This window comes from Haloplanus salinarum, from assembly GCF_009762275.1.
GTDB classification, from domain to species: Archaea; Halobacteriota; Halobacteria; order Halobacteriales; family Haloferacaceae; genus Haloplanus; species Haloplanus salinarum.
In genome coordinates, this window is record NZ_CP034344.1 from 26,057 (window position 1) to 44,635 (window position 18,579).

Genomic DNA, 18,579 nt, shown 5'->3' on the forward strand with positions numbered 1-18,579 from the left:
GGTATCACCGAGCGAAAACCAACTAGGATAGAACGGGGGGTCCCCGTTGGGACCAAGGGATTGGATCGAGGAGTAGAATTGAGTGAGTTCTGTGCTGGCTCAGAATTAGTGAGAGCCATGCAAGGTACTGTGAGAACATGAATAAGAATATCATCGACGAACCGGAGGAGATTCCGGAGACGCTACGCGAACGGGACCAGTGGGTGTGCTGGCGCGAAGAAGAGCGGGACGGCAAGCCGACGAAGATTCCGGTGACGCCGGGAGGTGGGGGGTTCGCGTCATCAACAGAGTCGGAGACCTGGGCGAGTTTCGAGACAGCGCTCGACTACACCGAGACGGCACACGCCGATGGCGTCGGGTTCGTGTTTACCGACGACGACCCCATCGTCGGCGTCGATCTGGACGACTGCCGCGACCCGGAAACCGGCGACGTCGACGACGCGGCACTAGACATCATCGAGCGCCTCGACTCCTATACGGAGGTGTCACCGTCCGGCACCGGCTATCACGTCCTCATCAGGGGCGAACTTCCCGACGGGCGGAACCGTCGCGGGAGCATCGAACTGTACGACACGGCACGCTTTTTCACCGTCACTGGCGATCACGTCGAGCGGACACCAACGTGCGTCGCACGTCGACAGGACGCGCTCAGAGCGATTCACCGTGAGTACGTTCAGGAGACAGAGCGTGACACGGCAGCAGAGCCCGAACAGCGTGGTAGCGCTGACGACGAGTCACCGACGACCGGTGCAGCCGGCGTTGACGTCGACCTCGAAGACGATGACCTCCTCGAGAAAGCGCGAAACGCATCGAACGGCGAGAAGTTCGAGCGGCTCTGGAACGGGAATACGGTCGGCTACGACAGTCAGTCCGAGGCCGACATGGCGCTGTGCTGTTTGCTGGCGTTCTGGACCGGTGGTGACCGGACCCAAATGGAGCAGCTGTTCCGCCAGTCGGGATTGATGCGAGAGAAGTGGGACGAGGTCCACTACGCTGATGGGTCGACGTATGGGGAGAAGACCATCGAGCGAGCAATTGCGACTACTTCGGAGTTCTACGACCCGGACGCCGGCGACGATACCGCGGACGAGATCCCCGCCACATCGTCGCCAGACGTCGGCGCTGCTGACTCGGAGCGGAGTCGCGCATATCTCGCCGAGAAGAACCAGATCTTGAGCGACCGCGTCGACGAGCTCGAGGCGACACTCACGGAGAAAACCGAGCGCATCGACGCTCTCGAAGCGGAGGTCAAGCGACTCACTGACGAACTTGCCACCCGTGGCCAGGAGGAGGAGTGCCAGGGCGAGCACGCCGCTACTACGAGTGAGAACAGTAGTGAGTCAGAGTCATCCTCACTGTTGGGTCGGTTATTCGGCGGTCGGTCCAAGTAGCGTTGCGACCGCAGCGGCACGTCTGTCACCCCCGCCAGGGGGCGGCGGGGTACATCACGTGCCCCCGATAGACGATGGCTTCGGAACGTACGACCCAAACGCAGACGGTACAGCAAGCAGCAACCAACTCCGACGGGGAGGCTCCGTGGGCAGACCTCGAGGTGGCGATCCCGAACGACCGCGATCACGCGTCGCTCGTCGCGCTCGTGGAGTGTGCCCTAATCGAGCTGACGCACGAGCACGTGGGGGCAGTCGTCGTCACCCACCAGGTCCGGGGGACAAACCGCACGCAGTACGTCGCCGTCGACGACGTCAGCGAGCAGTTCGAAAAGCGGCACTTCGACGCCCGGCTGGGCTGGCACGAGACAACCGTTCCTCAGGAGATCGTTCGCGACGAACTCGTCACCCAGCTCACCCGGTCGGCAGCCTCACAAGCGGAACGCACACGAGAAGCAGCAGCCAGCGAGCCGGACACGTTCACCGTGAAGCCGGTTCAGGAACTCCGGACTCCATAGGCCACACTCTTAACCAACACTCGGGACCAGTTCTGTCGAAGTGTTGGTTAACGACGTTGCCAGAATTCATGCCCTCAACCCCCGCCCACCGCCCTATCCCTCCGCGACGTTGCCGTTTTCGAGTATCGCGACCCAGGGTCGGACTGACGCCCTCCGACTGGGCTGTTTATCGGCGCCGGGAGGCGTGCAGCGCGCGAGAGCGTGCGCGGCGTGATTCACCATGGTTGGTCCCGATCCTCACGACGACACGAGTGCCGACCACGAACAGCGCGAAACCGAACTCCTCGCACAGGACCGTGACGCCGCGAGCGTCGCGACCGCGGACGTCGACGACGCAACGGCCCGCAGCCTAGTCGACGACCTCATCGACGCGGACGTCGTCACACCCGTTCCCGAGGATCGCGTTCTCGTTCACGAGCCGAGTGTTACTACCTTCGACTCGACGACGCAATTGGCCGTCTTCCACCGTGGCTGGACGGCCGGCCGCGACGCCGACGCGGAGGCGGAGTAATGCAGCAGACGCTTACAGGGTGTGCGTTCTGCGACGCTCCGCCCAGCACCGAGACTGGCGAGGCCCACACCTGGGGGGAAGATGAGCGGGTCACCCACCCTATCTGCGTCGACTGCGCGATCCAGATGGATCCGGATCCCGACGAGCGCGATCGCTACGCCTGCGATGGCTGTGGTCTCGTCGTCGACGCCCTCGCGGCGCTCACGCGTTTCCGTGTGGAACTCGGCCATCTCGAGGGGCCGCTGCAGCTGTGTGCGCGATGTAGTCCTGGCGGGCCCGCGACGTACTGGACGCACGACCTCGATGATCATCTCGTTGAGTGAGACATGTTGCCGACGCTTACACCGTTTCCATGGAGGACCTCGTTGACGAAGTCAACGTCGCGCTTGACCGCGACTAATGGGGGGGTCTCCTATCCAGAGATAGGGAAAGTATCCAATAAGCCGCACCGCTTGGCATTACGCCACAGATTCCGGTATCCCTCGCCGTCAGATCGTCGTCGAAAGACGCTCGATGCGATCAGCGGTTCCCTTGACTGCGTCTTTCTCCTCGAGACGACTCACGATATCCTGTAGTTCAACCGTGGTGTAATCGAGTTCCTGCTGGAGGGCAGGCATAGATTTCGGTTCGTCGAGGGCGTGAAGCACTTCGAGTTCCTCGTATACGCGCTCTGTAATCTCCGCGACCGGCTCATGCAGGGGTGTCCTCACGTTGTGTTGCTCGGTGAGATCGGCCAACGCCTCGTTCACGTATGTTACGAATAGCTCTTGGTCCAAGAGGTCGATCTGCGCGGCGAGTTCTGCTTCGACGACGTCGAAATCGAGGTCAGTCTGCAGCAGCGAAAACATATCTTCGATATCGTCCACCCGTCCGGCGACCGCCTTGAATAGGAAGATGTCCTCTGGGCTCACGAGTTCGACCACCAAGTTGCTGGGGTTGAGGTATCGCTCGCTACGCTTCCGAATCCCGTCAGAAAGAACCAGTTTATCGATTACCTGCTGGTGAAAGATGTCGATTCGACACCCATCATCGTTCTCGAGGATTCGCTGAGCACCGAGCGCTTCGTATTCTTCGTCCGGTTCCCGAACGATATCGTACCCAAGTTCGAGCAGTACTGCTTGGAGCTGCCCGAGGTCATCACCGGATGCGACGATGAGATCGATATCTTTGGTAGTGGTCTTGAGATCCTGGAACGCCATTGCCCCACCGCCGATCAAGAAGACAGTGAGTGGGTCGTCTAGCTGCTCCCCGATGCGCTCGAGTTCCGACCGAATGTACGAACTGTCGAATCGCGCCCTCATGCTGACACCCCGTAGTCCTCAGCCAATTCTTGGAACTCTTCCCACTCGGGAAGTCGAGATGCCCGCTCCTCGCCACTCGTGTCGAGATACGTGAGCAAGTCCTCGACGAGATCGTCGACGCCGTACTTTGTGGCCTGGTCACGCAGTTCGTCACGGTCGACGTCAACGTGGCTGAGCAGGAGCAGACAGTATGACTGGGTACGTGCGCCCGAATCGATTACGAGCATATGACAGCACAGCATCGCCGGCGAGAGATCATTTATCGTCTCTGAATGGAAATAGTATCGACGGTCGCGGGCCAGAAGGGGCAGGTCGTAGGTCTGGAAACGCTCTGGCCCCGTCGAAAGGAAGTCCTCGGCGGTAATCTCATCTGCGGTCTGGACGAGGAACTCGTCGAGTGACTCCCAGAGAATCGTGTAGGTGTCGGTGTGTTGTTCGACGGTCTGGCGATGGTCGTGGTGAACGAGTTCCCGAGCAAGCGTACTCAGTTGTTCGAATCCCTCGTTCAGCACATATGCATCCTCGTCAGTTTCGTAGATGATCCCTCGATGCTGAAGTGGATCGAGGGCGCGATGGACGGTACTCCTGTGAATGTTGGCCCGGCGTGCGAGCTCCATTACGACCCGCGGTGTTTCAAGATAGTAGAGAACGCGGAGCGTCGCACCCGACAACAGTTCAGGCCAGTCGATGTGCGAATACTCTTGGGTGATGTCTGCGAGGAGTTCGAGTGCTTTCGCGTCCGATGGCCGGATCTGCTTTGTTTTCCCTTGTCGACGCGTCTCGATGAGTCCGGTCGCTTCGAGACGATCGACAAGTTCAGACGTGTAGCTGAGACTGCGGTCCAGTTGGGTCGCAAATTCGGAGACTGTCTGCTCACCGTGAAGGATGGTGAGCGCGCGAACCTCGCCTTCGGTAAGCATCTGTTGCGTAGATACGAACCGATATTTAAATAACTTCGCTATCTCGCAACGAGTATGACTGACTCAGCTGAGATTGCTGGGTGAGCAACACGATGAAGGCCCTCGGCCGTTCACGGGCGGCGCGCCGCCCGTTAGCTCGGGAGAGCCTGCTCTCCCGGTGACCGAGACGGCCTCGCCCTTTCTGAGTCCGCCAGGGCAGTAGTTGGGTCGCTGAGTGTCGCGGCTGGGTGGACAGGTGTGTCCGTTATGGCCCGCACCGCTCGCCGCGTTCCGCCCTCCGCGTCGCTCGCGACCGACCATTCCGGGCGTGCGGGCGCTCTCAACACCGCCCGCGCCCGTTCCGGGCTAAAATGAATGTGCCCTCGGCGCCAGCGGGTATCCCCGTCGGTTGCGCCCCTTGCGGGCTTTCGCGTTCCAGCGCTTGGTGCCGCCTGCGCTGTCGCGCGCCACACCGCGGCGCGCGTTCTCGGCGACAGTCGCCCTGGACACGGACCCGCACATCGGGCCGGACACGAGCGGGCATATCCCGCTGGCCGCTCGCTCCGGGCGGGTCGGCGCGCGGTGCTGGATGGTCGTCCGCCTCGGGCGCGCTCTCGCTCGCGCCCACAGGGCGCTCGCGAAGGCGCGAGCGAGAGCGCGCAGATGGTTCTGTCGGTCGTTGTCGTCGAGGAAATCCGCGATGTTGGTGCATCGCGGTGTCGGGCGCGTGAGCGCCTTCAGGAGCTGAACTCCAATGTCGAGTAAGAACGTCTTCGGTAATGAGGTTTCGGTCGATGAACAGGCTTTCGAGAAACACGATGACGTCGAGGTCGACGAGGACGGCTTCGAAGTCGTCGACGAGACCCCGGAGTTCCGGGCGACGGTCGACATGGAAGTCCAGGCCAAAGTCGATTCCAACCACCCAGACGCGCGCGTCGAGGAAGGCCCGGATCACATGTTCGGGAAGACCCTCGAACAGGAAGAGCGCATCAAGGCACGAGAGGCCGAGTTGGAACACATCAGTGCCCAAGCAGAACTCAGTCAGCAGGAGGGGCGTGCGAAGCGGACGCGAGACATCGCAGCGAAGCGAAGCGCTGAGCGGCGTGTGAAGTTCCAGAAGCGGGCAGCGAGCGTGAATCCGATGGCTGACCCGGAGCGAGACGATCCTCGTGCAGAGCTCACGCAGGAGCAGTTGGCGGCGGTGAACAAGCAGTCGATGCGACTGGCGGAGAAGCTAGATGGCTGGTCGCGAGCAGCGATTGGCCGGCGGTTGGGTGAAGCCGTCGTCGGTGGGAAAGACCTAACGAGTGCAGTCGTCGGGGTGTTCGAGGAGTTGCAGACGGCGCCTGGGACGGTGATCCCCATTGGGAAGCTCGAGGACGTCAATCGCAAAGAAGTGAGCATCGAGGGTCGAGTCGAAGTACTCTGGGATGCGGACTCGCCGGCCATCGCTCAAGTCGGGCTGATCGCAGACGACAGTGGAAAAACGAAGGTGACGATCTGGGAGAAATCAGATGCGCCGTGGATTGAAGAGGGCGAGCAGGTGCGTATTCACAAGGTAGCCCGGAACTGGTACGAGGGGCGCGTCTCACTGGCTGTCACTGGGTGGAGCACCATTATGTTCCCTGAGCGCGGTCGGTGGTGGGAATAGCCGGTCGGCGCACCCCTTTTTTGCTGGTGTGTACGCGGTCACCGCCACCTCCCACCACCTCCACGGTCCGGGCTGCTCACGGCGCTCACGCGCCGTTTCGCGGCCGGGCTTTCGCCACCGCAGCCCTCCAGTGTCAGCGCTGTTCCGTGTGGTGTGTATGTGCCCCTGATGGGTGAGGGGCACTCCGAGAGACGCGATCCGCGTGAGTCCCCTCGTGAGTATCCATGGCAACCAGAGAGATCTACGAAACGACGTTCGACGAAGACGTCCAGACCGACTCGAATGCTACGCAGTGTCCCGAGTGTAACGGGCAAGTTACAACCAACGCGGTTGAAACCGTCTGCGAGGACTGTGGACTCGTCGTCGACGAGCAGCGGATCGACCACGGGCCAGAGTGGCGAGGGTTCGACGAAGACGAACGGGAGCGCACGGGTGCTCCGTTGACAGCGGCGCGGCACGATCGTGGGTTGTCGACGGAGATCGGCCACGGGACCGATGCGAACGGGAACGAACTCTCAGGACAGAAGCGACGGCGGCTCGCTCGGATGCGCCGTGAACAGACGCGTGGGCGGTTTCAGTCGAAAGCCGAACGCAACCTCGCACACGGGCTTAGTGAAGTCCGCCGGATCAGTAGTACGCTCGAACTATCCGAGACGATCCGTGACCAGGCCTGCCAGCTCTTCCGCAGCGCTCAGAACGAGGAACTCCTGCAGGGCCGGTCGATTGAGGCGATGGCCGCCGCGAGTGTCTACGGAGCGTGTCGGTGTAACGGGCGACCACGAACGCTCGACGACATCACCGAGTCGGCGCGCGTCGAGCAATCGCGGGTGACGAACGCATACACGACGCTGAATACGGAACTTGGCCTGCCAGCCCAACCCGTGACGCCCAGTGCGTTCGTTCCGCGGTTGGCCTCGGAGCTCGACGTCTCCGATCAAATCCGGCAGCGGGCTCGGCAGTTGGCGGAAGCATCCGAATCGACTGGGGCAACCACCGGGGTTCGGCCGTCCGGGTTCGCTGCAGCCTGTCTGTACAAAGCCGGACGCGAAGACGGGCAATGGCTCACCCAGTCGGACGTCGCTGACGTTGCGAACGTCTCGGTGGTCACCGTGCGGACCCACCGCGACACACTGGACGAACTGGCTGTCTAACGCCCACACTGCTGATTTTCGATTGTATGTCTGTAGGCTGATTGATGTGAGAGCCATTATTTAAACCCGAAGACGAAGCATGATACGGCCAGATCACTCTATGACCGACCAGTACGCCGACTACGAAGCCCTCCGACCGCTCGGCGAAGCGACCCACGTTCCCGACGATCAACTCGCCAGTAGTAGTGGCGAGCCCCGGCGGCAACGCTCTGGTGGCGTCGACGCGGGCTATCCAGACGACCCGACAGAAGGTGAGACCGAGTGCGATTCCTGTGGAGCGTCGATCCCCGCTGGCCAGTCGAAGTGCCGGTTCTGTCTCACGAACCATCTCGAAGCAGCCGACGATCAGGACACATCGACTGCCGAACAGACTCTCCTCCATATCATCCACATAGTCGTTGAGGCGTCGACGTTCTACGGCGCCGTCGGGAAGGGATCTGCTGCGGCCACCCTCCTCGCGAAGGCAGACGATGACCCAGTAGTCGATGACTGCAAGCTAATCTATGATCTCGACGAGGAACCGGCCCCACGGCTTGTCGATCAGTGGCCCTCGCTCCCCTCGGCGACACGGGTCACGTCTGAATGTGGTAATCAGCTGCTCGCGGCTGCTCGTGAGCGGACGGCGTGGACAGAGACGACGCAGTCCTGTCACGACGGCGAGCACACGACGTTCCTCTACGACGAAACCGGGAGCGAGGTTCGCACCGAAGCTCGTCTTGCAAGCCTACGTGAGGACGCAGACAACGACCTCTGGCTGGTGCCAGCGATTGCGCTCCAGAAATCCGTTGACAAGACCGATACCGAACAGCCACGACGCGAGCGCCCAAACAGAACTCACCTCGAGTGTCGAGAGTGTGATCGGGAGACTAAGCATCGATTCCGCGAATTCGAGGCTGTCCCCGATGACGAGTGGACCGGGCAGCCAATGTGGGGCTGTCAGCGGTGCGGCACGCCACGCTACGGGCCCGAACCCGAAGCCGATCAGTAAAGACGACGTCAAATTAACCAACAATTCTGGTGTCGGCTCGGAGTTGTTGGTTAACAGAAGCCAGCTCGCGACCACCCGACGATACCACACCTGCTGACTGCCCGCCGGTGTTTTTCGGCGCCGAGAATTGGCGGAGGCGCACACATGGATCCACGAGACACCCCCGGCTATCGACTCCACCGCGCGCTCAGTAGCCTCACCAGTATCGACAGCGACCAATTGGAGCCCGCTGATCGAGAGCGAATTAGCACCGCGACGACGCTCCTCGAGCAGGTAGATTTTCTCACCCAACCGAATACGACGAGGGACGGTGACATCAACAGAGAATCCTGACAGCTCGACGCATCGGCAGCGCAACGTCATGTGGCCGTCACAGCGTGAGCAGTTGCTCGCCCCCTGAAAGGGTGCGGGGGCGCGAGACCGCTCCCGAGAACAATCCATGGCAACATTGCAAGCCGCAACGACATCGACCGGCGCGCTCGTATCGGATCCACAGGCAGTCCGCGAGCTCTGTGAGAACCACTGCTTCGGGACGCTCAACTGGGAAGTGGACGACGACGGCGAACTCGTTATCTGGGGCTACGACAGCTTCGAAGTGTACGAGGCCCGTGAGAACGGTCTTCCTGACTACGACGGTGGCATCGTCACTCACGAGTTCCTCCGGTCGCTCGCGGAGTATCTCGAACCGAACGAAGAATTCGACATCCAGACAGCCGGATTTACCAAGTGCCGGTTTCCCGTGCTGGCGAAACGGTACGTCGTTCGCGACGGCGAAGTCCTCCACGCGGACCTCAGTTCCCCCGACCCGATCGACGAGTAGCGTTGTTCGTCCCCCGGGAGGGGTGCGGGGCGATCCAGTCGTGGGTCGTCCTGCAAGGAGATTGTTCAATGGGCCACCGCGCACTCGTTGCGTACGAACGCACAGACGGACAGTACACGCTCCACTACTCTCATTGGGGTGCAGCGAATCTCAAGCTCAAGCACCGAATCTCGGCCGAAACACCGTTCGGTGGCGACGACACCGACTCGAAGTGGGCGAAACAGCTGCTGGCGGAACTGGCCGATGGCCTCGAAGCAGATGGCGTCGACGGCTACCTCGCCGGCGAGGATCGTCCGTCGTCGGTCGTCAAGCCGAAGCCCCGTGCCACCGGGCTCACCCTCGACGAGATCGTCGCGGACCACCTCGACTATCTCCACCACGAGGCGATCTTCGTGGTGTCACCCACCTTCGAGGTGACCGCCTATCGGACGCTGTGGTTCGGGCTGCAGTACGACTCGGAGACGGTCGAACAGGGAGAGACCGTCGGGAACGGCGCGCTCGCGACGGTGCGCTGGTACGACGGCAAGCCGGTCGGCGACGGCCACCTACAGGGACAGTTCGCGGCCCTCAAAGACGTCGTCGGCGACATGCTCGATAAGGGCGTCTTCACGCCGTCAACGGCGATACAGTATCTGAAACGGAAGCTCGCTGAGCGGGTCGGAGACCGACAGGAGCTGCTCATTCCGACCGGAGAATCACCCTTCGAGACAGCGAGTCTCGGCAAGCCGTAACACCAATCCCTTAGTGGATATCGGGGGACGTCTAAGTATGTCAAATCAGTCTGAAGATGACGTTCGTGTTTGGCTTGTCGAACGGACGTACTCCGATGACGAGCAGAACCTGATCATCCTCACCTACGCAACACCCGATGGAGAACAGTACTATCGGAAGGAACGCGCACTCACGTCCTTCACCGACGTCCGAGATACGACAGCAGCAGTCGATGCTGAACCCGGCAATCTTGGCATGGTCGATGACCCCGACCTCCAGGAGCAATACGCGGCCGAAGCACAGCGAATGCAGGAGGTTCACGACCCGGACGACGTGATCTGATACCCGCCAGTAGACATCGCCCCAAGCCATGGGTTATGTCGTGGCAGGCCTTAGTCGGGGTATGCGCGAACTCGTCTTCGCTCTCGAATACGAGCCCGGCTGCAACAGGGTGGCGGACGCCCTCGCAGACCACCCCGACGCTCGCGTTCGTTCACTCTCGCTGCACGCCACTGCCGACCAGCTCTGGCGAGTCGACCATGCCACCGGCACTCCGGACGCACTCGACGCCATCGAGGACGCGTTTCGCAACAGCGACTACTACGCCGACTGTCTCGCCACCGAGGACTGCGGCGCAACCCAGACCACCCGTGTCCTCGACCGCACGGACGACACGCTCATCCTCTACTCCGACTGGGAGCGGACCCCTGCCTGTGCCTCAGTCCCCCACATCGCCCGCGACCACCTCGGCGACGGTGTGCTGTTCGAGACCCGTCACGAGGGCCGCCACTACACGTGGCGGCTCATTCACTCCGACGAGGGCGATGTGGCGGCGTTCTTCGATTCCCTCGGGGTTGCCGTCGGGGAATGCGCCCAGATGGAGATGCTCCGCACCGCGGATACGACGACATCAGCTGGGGGAGGCGACGGGACACCGAGCGGCCTGCCGCCAGCACAGGAGGCCGCACTCCAGGCCGCTGTCGAACACGGCTACTACGAGTCACCCCGCGAGGTCGACGTCGGCGAACTCGCCGAGCATCTCGACGTGCCACGGTCAACACTCACCTACCGACTCCGTCGGGCGGAAGAACATTTGGCGAAGCAACATGTCGCCGGCGATCGGGTAGCGGAAGAACGGCTGGCATCGCACTGAGGGCCGCAGTTGGAATATTCCAACAAAGACATATGGAACTCCCACTCCTACCGTGAGGTAATGACAGAGAATCCGGACGCAGCAGGAGAAACGAGCGGCGGCGGACAGCGACGTGAGCTGACCGCCCGCCTCGCCGTTCCCGAGATGGACTGTCCCTCTTGCGCCCAAAAGGTGGACAAGAGCCTCCAGCGTGTCGACGGCATTACTGACGCCACGCTCCAGCCGACCACCGGCACGGCCAACGTCACGTACGACCCTGATCGGACTAGCGAAGCCGACGTAATCAAGGCGATTGAAGGCGCCGGCTACGAGGTCGTCGGGGGCTCGGACGCTGAGGGCGATGATGAGGACAACCAGGCGACCGACGGCGTCGACATCGCGCCACCATCGGAGGTCTGGACGAGTCCTCGCGCGAAGAAGACGTGGCTCGGCGCGGCGTTCGTCACGCTCGGCCTCCTCTTCGAATTCCTCCTCACCGGACAGAACGTCACGGTGGCGAGCGTCCTCGAGTACCCGCTCCACATCGCAGATGTCCTGTTCCTCGGCGCCGTCGCCGCCAGCGGCATCCCCGTCGTCCGTAGCGGGTACTACTCCGCGAAGAACCGAAGCCTCGACATCGACCTGCTGATGGGGACGGCGATCATCGCGGCGACCGGTATCGGCTACTTCGTCGAGGCCGCCACGCTGGCCGTCCTATTCAGCATCGCCGAGCTGCTCGAGGACTACGCGATGGACAGGGCACGGGACTCCCTGCGCGAGCTGATGGAACTCTCGCCCGACGAGGCGACCGTCCTTCGCGATGGTGAGGAAGTGACCGTTCCCGCCGAGGAGGTCGACGTTGGCGAGACCGTCGTCGTCCGCCCCGGCGACAAGATTCCGCTCGACGGAACGGTCATCGACGGCGAGAGTGCAGTCGACCAGTCGCCGATCACGGGCGAGAGCGTCCCCGTCGACAAGACTGCCGGCGACGAGGTCTACGCCGGCGCGATCAACGAAGAGGGGTACCTCGAGGTAGAGGTCACCTCGACCGCTGGCGATTCGACGCTCTCGCGCATCATCGAGATGGTACAGGGCGCACAGGCGAAGAAGACCGAGTCTGAGCAGTTCGTCGACCGCTTCTCCGGCTACTACACACCCCTCGTCGTCGTGCTGGCAATCCTGACCGCCGCTATCCCGCCGCTGGTTATCGCCGACCCCATCTCGGTGGACGTGGCCGGGTACGGGTTCACTTTCGCCGGCGACTGGCAGACCTGGTTCATCCGCGGGCTCACCCTGCTGGTAATCGCCTGCCCCTGTGCGTTCGTCATCTCCACACCCGTCTCGGTGGTGTCGGGCATCACCAGCGCCGCGAAGAACGGCGTCCTGATCAAGGGCGGCAACTACCTCGAAGCGATGGGCGAAGTCGATGCCGTCGCGCTCGACAAGACGGGGACGCTCACGAAGGGCGAACTCGCCGTCACCGATGTCGTCCCGGTCGGCGACACCACTGAGGATGATCTGCTCCGTCGCGCCGCCGGGCTGGAGCGGCGCAGTGAGCACCCCATCGCTGCGGCGATTCTCGCCCGTGCTGAGGAGGCGGGCGTGGGCGACCTGCCCGACCCGAGTGGCTTCGAGAGCCTCACGGGGAAGGGCATCCGGGGCGAGATCGACGGCGAGACGTACTATGCGGGCAAGCCCGCGCTCTTCGAGGAGCTGGGCTTCGACCTCGCTCGAGCACGCCGCGAGACAGACGGCGGCGTCGTGGCGGAAGAGGCGACCGAGGCCGACGACGGGGCGTTCGCCGAGGACGCGCTCACCTCACTGGAGCGGGAGGGCAAGACGGTCGTTATCGTCGGGACGGAGTCGGAACTGCTGGGTGCAATCGCCATCGCCGACGAGGTGCGCCCGGCCTCGAAGCGGGCTGTCGAACGCCTGCACGAGCTGGGCGTCGAGCGCGTGGTGATGCTGACCGGGGACAACGAGGGCACCGCCCGCGCCATCGCCGAGCAGGTCGGTGTCGATGAATATCGCGCCGAACTCCTACCCGACGAGAAGGTCGACGCAGTCGAGGAGTTACAGGCGGAGTACGGGGAGGTCGCGATGGTCGGCGACGGCATCAATGACGCCCCCGCGCTGGCCACTGCGGAGGTCGGCATCGCGATGGGCGCGGCGGGCACCGACACCGCCCTCGAAACGGCTGATATTGCGTTGATGGGCGACGACATCGGGAAACTCCCGTACCTGTACGACCTGTCGCATACGGCCAACGGCGTGATCCGGCAGAACATCTGGGCGAGCCTCGGCGTGAAGCTTCTGCTCGCGTTAGGCGTGCCGCTGGGCCTGGTCAGCGTTGCGCTGGCAGTCGTTGTCGGAGATATGGGGATGAGCCTCGGCGTCACCGGGAACGCGATGCGGTTGTCACGAATCGAGCCCGATCGAATCATCGACGCCTGATTCTGCGGCGGGAAGTGCGGGCAGGACGCTCTTCTTTCGGGACTTACCTCCGCTACATCGAGACTAGTTGTGGTTTGTCTGGGGCAGAAAGGACTGAGCCCCACCGTTGGCTCGTGATTTGATGCCCGAGAATTCAGACGACGATCCATTCCACGATTGCGAGTTAGATCCCGACGCAGTCCTCGGGACGCGCACCTTCCACGATGTCCTGTTCACCGATGAGACGGAGACACCGGTGAACGTGCTCACTGGCGAGACGCCCGCACATTCACAGGCGACCGTCGAGGAAGCGAAGGAGTTCGCTGCGAGTATTGACACCGACACGCCACAGATTGCACTTCCGGCGTCAGTTGAGACGCAAATCGAGACGCAGAGTAAGCCCTACACGTCGGCTGCGTTCTTCCACTTCAAGGCGACGGGCTCGCTAAGGCGTCACCGCGCCTACCACGCCGCATATGACTCGGATGCGTTCACCGTCGACTTCGAAGCTGACTACGAGTCCGGAAACCTGACCATCACAGTCGATCGAACGAACGAGTCCTAAGAATCGACCGCTAGATCAGGGTTTTTCGAGCGCCGGCGATGGGTGCCGGCGCAGCAGGAGCGAACGATCAACCACTCCCGGTGCGTCGGCGTTTCGAGGTGTTCGAGATGCACATGGTAATTTACGCTCTGGTAGAAGAATCGACCCACGACGACGCACTGGCCAGCGGAAAGTCGGTGTTCGACCGCCTGGTCGGCGCGGACCCACACGCCGGCGCAGTCTTCGACTACCACGTGACGTTCGATGAGGAGGACACGTCCGTTGCGGGGAAGGCGCGATGGGGTGAATTGCCGACTGCAGCCCCCGTCGACTCCGATGCCGGCCAAGACCTGCTTGAGCGTGGCTGGGAGGCGACGAAAGAGGAGTTCGAGCGGAATCTCGACCGGGTGAAAGAGGCCATCGACGAGCTCTCCGATGAGGAGATCATGCGCGACGAAGATCTCGCTCGGCACGCCTTCCACCAGGTTGGCGCCTACGACGGGCCAACGATCTTCCTGTACAACGAATATGCGAACGGGATCCGTCACCGTGAGCAGCTGGATCGAGTGCTGGAGGAGAGCGAGGAGCTCTGGATCGTGCCCGCCGACGTCCACTTCTAACAGATGTCCCGGATCACAAACTGGAAGCGCGAGAGCCGCACGCCCACACTCGCATACCGGAATACCGAGACCGGCGCTCGGGCGGTCTTACACCGAGCGCCGGATTCATACCGCTACAAGTGGCGTGGCGTAATCCTCGTCGACGGCTACCCAGTGTGGTCGCGGGGGTACGAGACGAAGGACGCGAAATCGTTCCGTGACGAGCTCCGTGACCGGCCAGCGCCCGAACTGAGTTGTCCCGAGTGTCCGAACAGCGATATAGCAATCGGTGGGAAAACGGCTGACGGTGCGAAGGTTCAGCGCTGGGTCGAGTGTCGGAACTGTGGGTACGAAACATCCTCGCGAATCGTGTACGGCGCCGAGCGCTGATTGATAGGAGCGTATCTGCGGTGACGTTTATTTTGGGCCGGAATGGGTGGCCCGTCTCAATCGGGCCAGATTCACAGATGAGTCTGGAAGTCATCGACCGCCACAGCGAAGCACTGTTCGAGTTCCTCTGGTGTCCCGTCTGCGGGCACGAGATATTCAGTCACATTCCGTTCGAAGGTGTGTTCTGCAAGAACTGCAACACACAGGTCGAACTCCAAGAATCCCGAGAGACACGCGGCTACGAGGAGGCCGTGCTCGCCTGCTTCGACACCCACTCAACGTGGAACCTCCACGTCGACGAAAAGCTCCGTCGCGATCTACCCGATGGGTCGGCACGGGTGAAGATCCTCGGCGCACCGGGTGCCTACGAGGTCGACTGGTGGAGTCCAGCACCCGGCGATGACTGGCAGCCGGTCGAGCGTGGTGAATTCGATGAGGTCGACGAACCAGCCGATATCTCCCATCTCGCGTAGGGGCAAGCAGTCCCTGTGACTGTTTTTCACCCCCTGAGGGGTGCGGGGGTGCTCGAACGAGTAGCTCCCGAACAGACCAATGAGTAGACCTAGCGACACACACTCGATTGAACAGACACACCCAGCGAGCGACTGCGACATCGCCTACGTCGGGTATCGGCAGAGCGGGCAGGCTATCGTTGAGAAACGTCCCGGCCAAGAACGGCTCACACCAGAGCGGAGTCTCGCGCTGGTGAATCACAGTCCCTCGGGATTCGAATGGGGATATGGTGGTAGTGGTCCGGCACAACTCGCGCTCGCACTCCTCCTCGACTACACAGGTGACGAAGCGTTCGCCCTCGACCACTACCAGGCATTCAAAACCGAGGTCGTGAGCCAACTGGACTGTGCTGGGTCTGCTGGACGCTGGCGACTCACCGGGGCCGAGATCGACGCAATCCTTCACGAAACACCCGGCGAGCCGGCCGCACCGTCCATCTGAATATCAATCACCGAAGGTAACCCATGTCAGAACATACCCAACCATCTCGTGCGGATGACGAATCGACCGCAGCCAGTGAACAGACGACACGAACGGAGTACGTCGAACGCAGTGACGTCGGCGTCTCCCTCACCGTGAAGCTTACTCGCGGGACGGGCACCCGCGATCAGGACAAAATCGTGGCCAAAGCGAAAGGCAAGACTCTCGAAGACGCTCGCGAGGACATGGAGATTCTTCGGGAGTACATCCACGATCTCGCTGAGGACGCCCGCCAGATCCAACCCGAGGAAGAAGACGAGTAACGGCGGGGGCTGTTTTTTGTCGCCTCAGCAGTGACGGAGGCGATCATCAGTGAGCAATCCAGACGGTCAAACAACAGACGCAAGCGATCTTTCGCCAGAACAACGGCTCGAGCCATCGAATACGCGACTCATCAACGCTGGTATCGTGACGATCAACAATATGGAGACGCTGCGAGCCTGCGTCGCCTACGAGAACGCGAATCAGCAACGAATCCCGATTCTTCGCCAGCTCAAAGATCGGGCCAGCGAAATTCGCGCAGAAGACGATTGACGCAGCACTCGGAGGTGTCTGTCGGAGCCTCGGTGGGTGGAGGCTCAATCCAGATGAGCGATCGACCAGAAATCGAGATTCACCGACAGACTGCGTTCGGTGACGATGGCCAACTCGAAGTAACCGAAACGAGCGTCGAGACCTCACTCGAGGATTTCGGCGCTGACGTGGATCATCGCGACCGAGATTCGCGTCTTGACCAGCCCGAGGCGAGTGAGTTCGGCGTCGACGATCGACCCGAAGTGGAGCAAACATCCGAGGGGGATCAGTCAACCCTCTTCGCTGATACGGACGAGGATCAGCAGACCCTCACTGGCGACGATGCAGCCGCTCGCTGTCTCTTCGAAGAATAGACTTGCCTCTGTCGATTGGTTGTCTGATGAATTGTTATAGTCTGAACTATAATAGTCTGAATTCTAACTTTGAAGCGACGCTGAGGGGCTAATAGCCGGTGGTGGTTTTTCGACCCCCAGCAGGGGTGCGGGAAATCCGAACGCCCGCATGCAACCGATGGAGACGAATTCGACTACCGACCCACGAACAGTCGTACAGGATGCGAGTGAGCGATGGCAGGCGAGTGTAGACTGCGTTGAGTACGTCGGAATGCGTGTCGACGGAACGCCAGTGGTCCTGAACCTCACCGAACACGAACGCCTCTCCCCTGATCGAAGTCTCGGTCTCGTGCGGCATAGCCCGACAGGATTCGACTGGGGCTACGTTGGGAGCGGACCGGCACAGCTCGCCTGTGCGCTCCTCCTCGATTATACCGACGACGAAACCGTCGCCCAGCAACACTACATCCAGTTCCGCAATGACGTGGTCAGTCAGTTGGTGTGTGATGGCCCGGCCGACTGCTGGCATCTCACCGGGGAGGATATCGAGGCGGCACTCGCCGAATTCGAAGAGGACCGAGCACTCACGCCAGATGGTGGGACGCCACCAACGTCACTGCCGGCAAATTGGAGTGCGGTGAGCCGGATAGATCGGACAGTCTTCCAACGTCGGGATATCGACCACTACGTCGTCCTCGCCGAAGGGAGCGAAGAGTGGTTGATCATACTTTGTGCGCAGGGGGACCGGGCGTATCCCGCCCCTCTCGACCATCGAACACTTCCGGTTGAGAACGATCCTGCTTCAGCCGTTCAGGCACTCGTCGCTGAGAGTAACGACCTCGTCAAGCCAGAGGAGGACATCTGATGGAGAACATCCGACTCTCGCGGGCCACGTACCAGCTCATCGAACGCGCCGTCACGGCGCTGGAGTGCATCGGCCGAGAACTCGAGCGATACAACGACCGGCACGAGCGAACAGCTGGGAAAGACACCGACGAGACGAATCCCAGCGAATCATGACTGACGAAGCGACGCTCGACGACTTCGAGACCGAGAATTCGGCCGGGGAGTCCCGCTCGCTCACGCTGGAAGAGCGACTCCTCACCCCGATCTCGCCGTCAGTGGGACTTCGGCTGATTCCCGGTCGTGGTGATCCGCTCTATCTCCAGAACCGGGGCACTGAGCGGTATCTGTTCCGCGACGAGCACAACCGATGGTTCATCCTTCAACCCTCGGCGAAGGACTCAGAAGAGGCGTTCGTCCGCTGGGTGTATCTCCCAGCAGACCGGCCCGAACGGCTGGCACAGTCGGCGCTTCGTCGACGGACAGTGATCGGCTATGATTACGTTCAGCGGTCGGCCGCACCAGATCCAGTCAGATCGACGGTGACGGCGATGTTCGTCACGGAACGCTGGCCCGAGACCGCCTACGAGTGTGGGTCGTGCGAGGCGCTGTTCGGTACAGCACGAGAGCACGCCCTCCACTGCTGGGACGCACATCCGTGGGTGCCGAATCCTGAACAGGTGCGCCGTCGACGCCACGCCGACGAGTGAATTCAAGAGCCGAAGCCAGGTGTCGGGACCGTCCAGATGTTTAACCAACAGTACTGGATTCGTGGGCGGAATGTTGGTTAAGAGTGGTTGTTTTTGCGCCCGTGAGAAGGGCGCAGGGCGCGTGATGAGAG

26 protein-coding genes are annotated in these 18,579 nt (G+C 61.8%); 24 read left to right on the plus strand and 2 right to left on the minus strand.

Features of this window, described 5'->3' with window-relative positions; all coding sequences use genetic code 11:
* The first annotated feature begins 137 nt into the window (after positions 1-137).
* The 4 genes from EI982_RS00080 (at position 138) to EI982_RS00095 (ending at position 2,740) form a co-directional block, all read left to right on the plus strand.
* A complete protein-coding gene (locus EI982_RS00080) occupies positions 138-1,391 on the plus strand; it encodes a phage NrS-1 polymerase family protein (RefSeq protein ID WP_049983723.1) in 1,254 nt (417 codons plus the stop codon).
* 74 nt (positions 1,392-1,465) lie between these two features.
* Complete coding sequence (locus EI982_RS00085; protein WP_157687605.1) at positions 1,466-1,906, plus strand: DUF8030 family protein; 441 nt, start codon at positions 1,466-1,468, stop codon at positions 1,904-1,906.
* A 220-nt stretch (positions 1,907-2,126) separates the two neighbouring features.
* Complete coding sequence (locus tag EI982_RS00090; protein ID WP_157687606.1) at positions 2,127-2,417, plus strand: DUF8069 family protein; 291 nt, start codon at positions 2,127-2,129, stop codon at positions 2,415-2,417.
* Positions 2,417-2,740, plus strand: coding sequence for a DUF7558 family protein (locus tag EI982_RS00095; protein WP_157687607.1), 324 nt, complete (start codon positions 2,417-2,419; stop codon positions 2,738-2,740). Before EI982_RS00090 ends, EI982_RS00095 begins: the two co-directional genes overlap by 1 nt.
* 165 nt (positions 2,741-2,905) lie before the next feature.
* Here EI982_RS00095 and EI982_RS00100 read toward each other — a convergent pair whose 3' ends face one another.
* Together EI982_RS00100 and EI982_RS00105 are read right to left on the minus strand one after the other, a co-directional pair.
* On the minus strand, positions 2,906-3,718 hold the full coding sequence (locus EI982_RS00100) for a DUF6036 family nucleotidyltransferase (protein WP_135806887.1): 813 nt from the start codon (positions 3,716-3,718) through the stop codon (positions 2,906-2,908).
* Positions 3,715-4,638, minus strand: a complete 924-nt coding sequence (locus EI982_RS00105) for a winged helix-turn-helix domain-containing protein (RefSeq protein WP_157687608.1) — start codon at positions 4,636-4,638, stop codon at positions 3,715-3,717. Before EI982_RS00105 ends, EI982_RS00100 begins: the two co-directional genes overlap by 4 nt.
* Before the next feature lie 733 nt (positions 4,639-5,371).
* Here EI982_RS00105 and EI982_RS00110 point away from each other — a divergent pair.
* The 20 genes from EI982_RS00110 to EI982_RS00195 all read left to right on the plus strand — a co-directional run bounded on the left by EI982_RS00110 (position 5,372) and on the right by EI982_RS00195 (position 18,448).
* Positions 5,372-6,268, plus strand: coding sequence for a DNA-binding protein (locus EI982_RS00110; RefSeq protein WP_157687609.1), 897 nt, complete (start codon positions 5,372-5,374; stop codon positions 6,266-6,268).
* A gap of 224 nt (positions 6,269-6,492) precedes the next feature.
* Positions 6,493-7,419, plus strand: coding sequence for a transcription initiation factor IIB (locus EI982_RS00115; RefSeq protein ID WP_049983730.1), 927 nt, complete (start codon positions 6,493-6,495; stop codon positions 7,417-7,419).
* Between the two features lie 100 nt (positions 7,420-7,519).
* A complete protein-coding gene (locus EI982_RS00120; RefSeq protein ID WP_096396480.1) occupies positions 7,520-8,407 on the plus strand; it encodes a biosurfactant protein 1 in 888 nt (295 codons plus the stop codon).
* 144 nt (positions 8,408-8,551) lie between these two features.
* Positions 8,552-8,740 (plus strand): DUF8012 family protein, encoded by a 189-nt coding sequence (locus EI982_RS18575; protein ID WP_096396460.1) that lies wholly within the window; start codon positions 8,552-8,554, stop codon positions 8,738-8,740.
* A 106-nt stretch (positions 8,741-8,846) separates the two neighbouring features.
* The gene (locus tag EI982_RS00125) at positions 8,847-9,227 is read left to right on the plus strand and encodes a hypothetical protein (protein ID WP_006183452.1); all 381 of its coding nucleotides are present in this window, start codon (positions 8,847-8,849) and stop codon (positions 9,225-9,227) included.
* Between the two features lie 68 nt (positions 9,228-9,295).
* Positions 9,296-9,958 carry a DUF6735 family protein gene (locus tag EI982_RS00130; RefSeq protein ID WP_006183451.1) on the plus strand — a complete coding sequence of 221 codons (663 nt, stop codon included), beginning with the start codon at positions 9,296-9,298 and terminating at the stop codon, positions 9,956-9,958.
* 37 nt (positions 9,959-9,995) lie between these two features.
* The gene (locus tag EI982_RS00135; RefSeq protein ID WP_006183450.1) at positions 9,996-10,280 is read left to right on the plus strand and encodes a DUF7967 family protein; all 285 of its coding nucleotides are present in this window, start codon (positions 9,996-9,998) and stop codon (positions 10,278-10,280) included.
* Between the two features lie 61 nt (positions 10,281-10,341).
* Positions 10,342-11,091, plus strand: a complete 750-nt coding sequence (locus tag EI982_RS00140) for a helix-turn-helix domain-containing protein (protein WP_157687610.1) — start codon at positions 10,342-10,344, stop codon at positions 11,089-11,091.
* 60 nt (positions 11,092-11,151) lie between these two features.
* Positions 11,152-13,524 carry a heavy metal translocating P-type ATPase gene (locus EI982_RS00145; RefSeq protein WP_015299293.1) on the plus strand — a complete coding sequence of 791 codons (2,373 nt, stop codon included), beginning with the start codon at positions 11,152-11,154 and terminating at the stop codon, positions 13,522-13,524.
* A gap of 121 nt (positions 13,525-13,645) precedes the next feature.
* The gene (locus EI982_RS00150; RefSeq protein WP_006183447.1) at positions 13,646-14,068 is read left to right on the plus strand and encodes a DUF8025 family protein; all 423 of its coding nucleotides are present in this window, start codon (positions 13,646-13,648) and stop codon (positions 14,066-14,068) included.
* Positions 14,069-14,175: 107 nt separating this feature from the next.
* Positions 14,176-14,667 (plus strand): DUF7995 family protein, encoded by a 492-nt coding sequence (locus EI982_RS00155; RefSeq protein WP_006183446.1) that lies wholly within the window; start codon positions 14,176-14,178, stop codon positions 14,665-14,667.
* 3 nt (positions 14,668-14,670) lie between these two features.
* Complete coding sequence (locus EI982_RS00160; protein WP_006183445.1) at positions 14,671-15,036, plus strand: DUF7568 family protein; 366 nt, start codon at positions 14,671-14,673, stop codon at positions 15,034-15,036.
* Between the two features lie 77 nt (positions 15,037-15,113).
* Complete coding sequence (locus tag EI982_RS00165; protein WP_006183444.1) at positions 15,114-15,509, plus strand: DUF7567 family protein; 396 nt, start codon at positions 15,114-15,116, stop codon at positions 15,507-15,509.
* 79 nt (positions 15,510-15,588) lie between these two features.
* Positions 15,589-15,990: a DUF6166 domain-containing protein gene (locus EI982_RS00170; protein ID WP_122106725.1), complete on the plus strand. Its 402-nt coding sequence runs from the start codon at positions 15,589-15,591 to the stop codon at positions 15,988-15,990.
* Positions 15,991-16,013: 23 nt separating this feature from the next.
* Complete coding sequence (locus tag EI982_RS00175) at positions 16,014-16,292, plus strand: DUF7389 domain-containing protein (RefSeq protein WP_006183442.1); 279 nt, start codon at positions 16,014-16,016, stop codon at positions 16,290-16,292.
* A 49-nt stretch (positions 16,293-16,341) separates the two neighbouring features.
* Positions 16,342-16,563, plus strand: coding sequence for a DUF8129 domain-containing protein (locus tag EI982_RS00180; RefSeq protein ID WP_157687611.1), 222 nt, complete (start codon positions 16,342-16,344; stop codon positions 16,561-16,563).
* Between the two features lie 53 nt (positions 16,564-16,616).
* Complete coding sequence (locus EI982_RS00185; RefSeq protein WP_157687612.1) at positions 16,617-16,916, plus strand: hypothetical protein; 300 nt, start codon at positions 16,617-16,619, stop codon at positions 16,914-16,916.
* 157 nt (positions 16,917-17,073) lie between these two features.
* Positions 17,074-17,760 (plus strand): DUF6166 domain-containing protein, encoded by a 687-nt coding sequence (locus EI982_RS00190; RefSeq protein WP_157687742.1) that lies wholly within the window; start codon positions 17,074-17,076, stop codon positions 17,758-17,760.
* Positions 17,760-17,915 (plus strand): hypothetical protein, encoded by a 156-nt coding sequence (locus tag EI982_RS18190; RefSeq protein WP_006183438.1) that lies wholly within the window; start codon positions 17,760-17,762, stop codon positions 17,913-17,915. The genes EI982_RS00190 and EI982_RS18190 overlap by 1 nt, the downstream gene beginning before the upstream one ends.
* Complete coding sequence (locus EI982_RS00195; protein ID WP_157687613.1) at positions 17,912-18,448, plus strand: hypothetical protein; 537 nt, start codon at positions 17,912-17,914, stop codon at positions 18,446-18,448. The genes EI982_RS18190 and EI982_RS00195 overlap by 4 nt, the downstream gene beginning before the upstream one ends.
* Positions 18,449-18,579 lie beyond the last annotated feature (131 nt).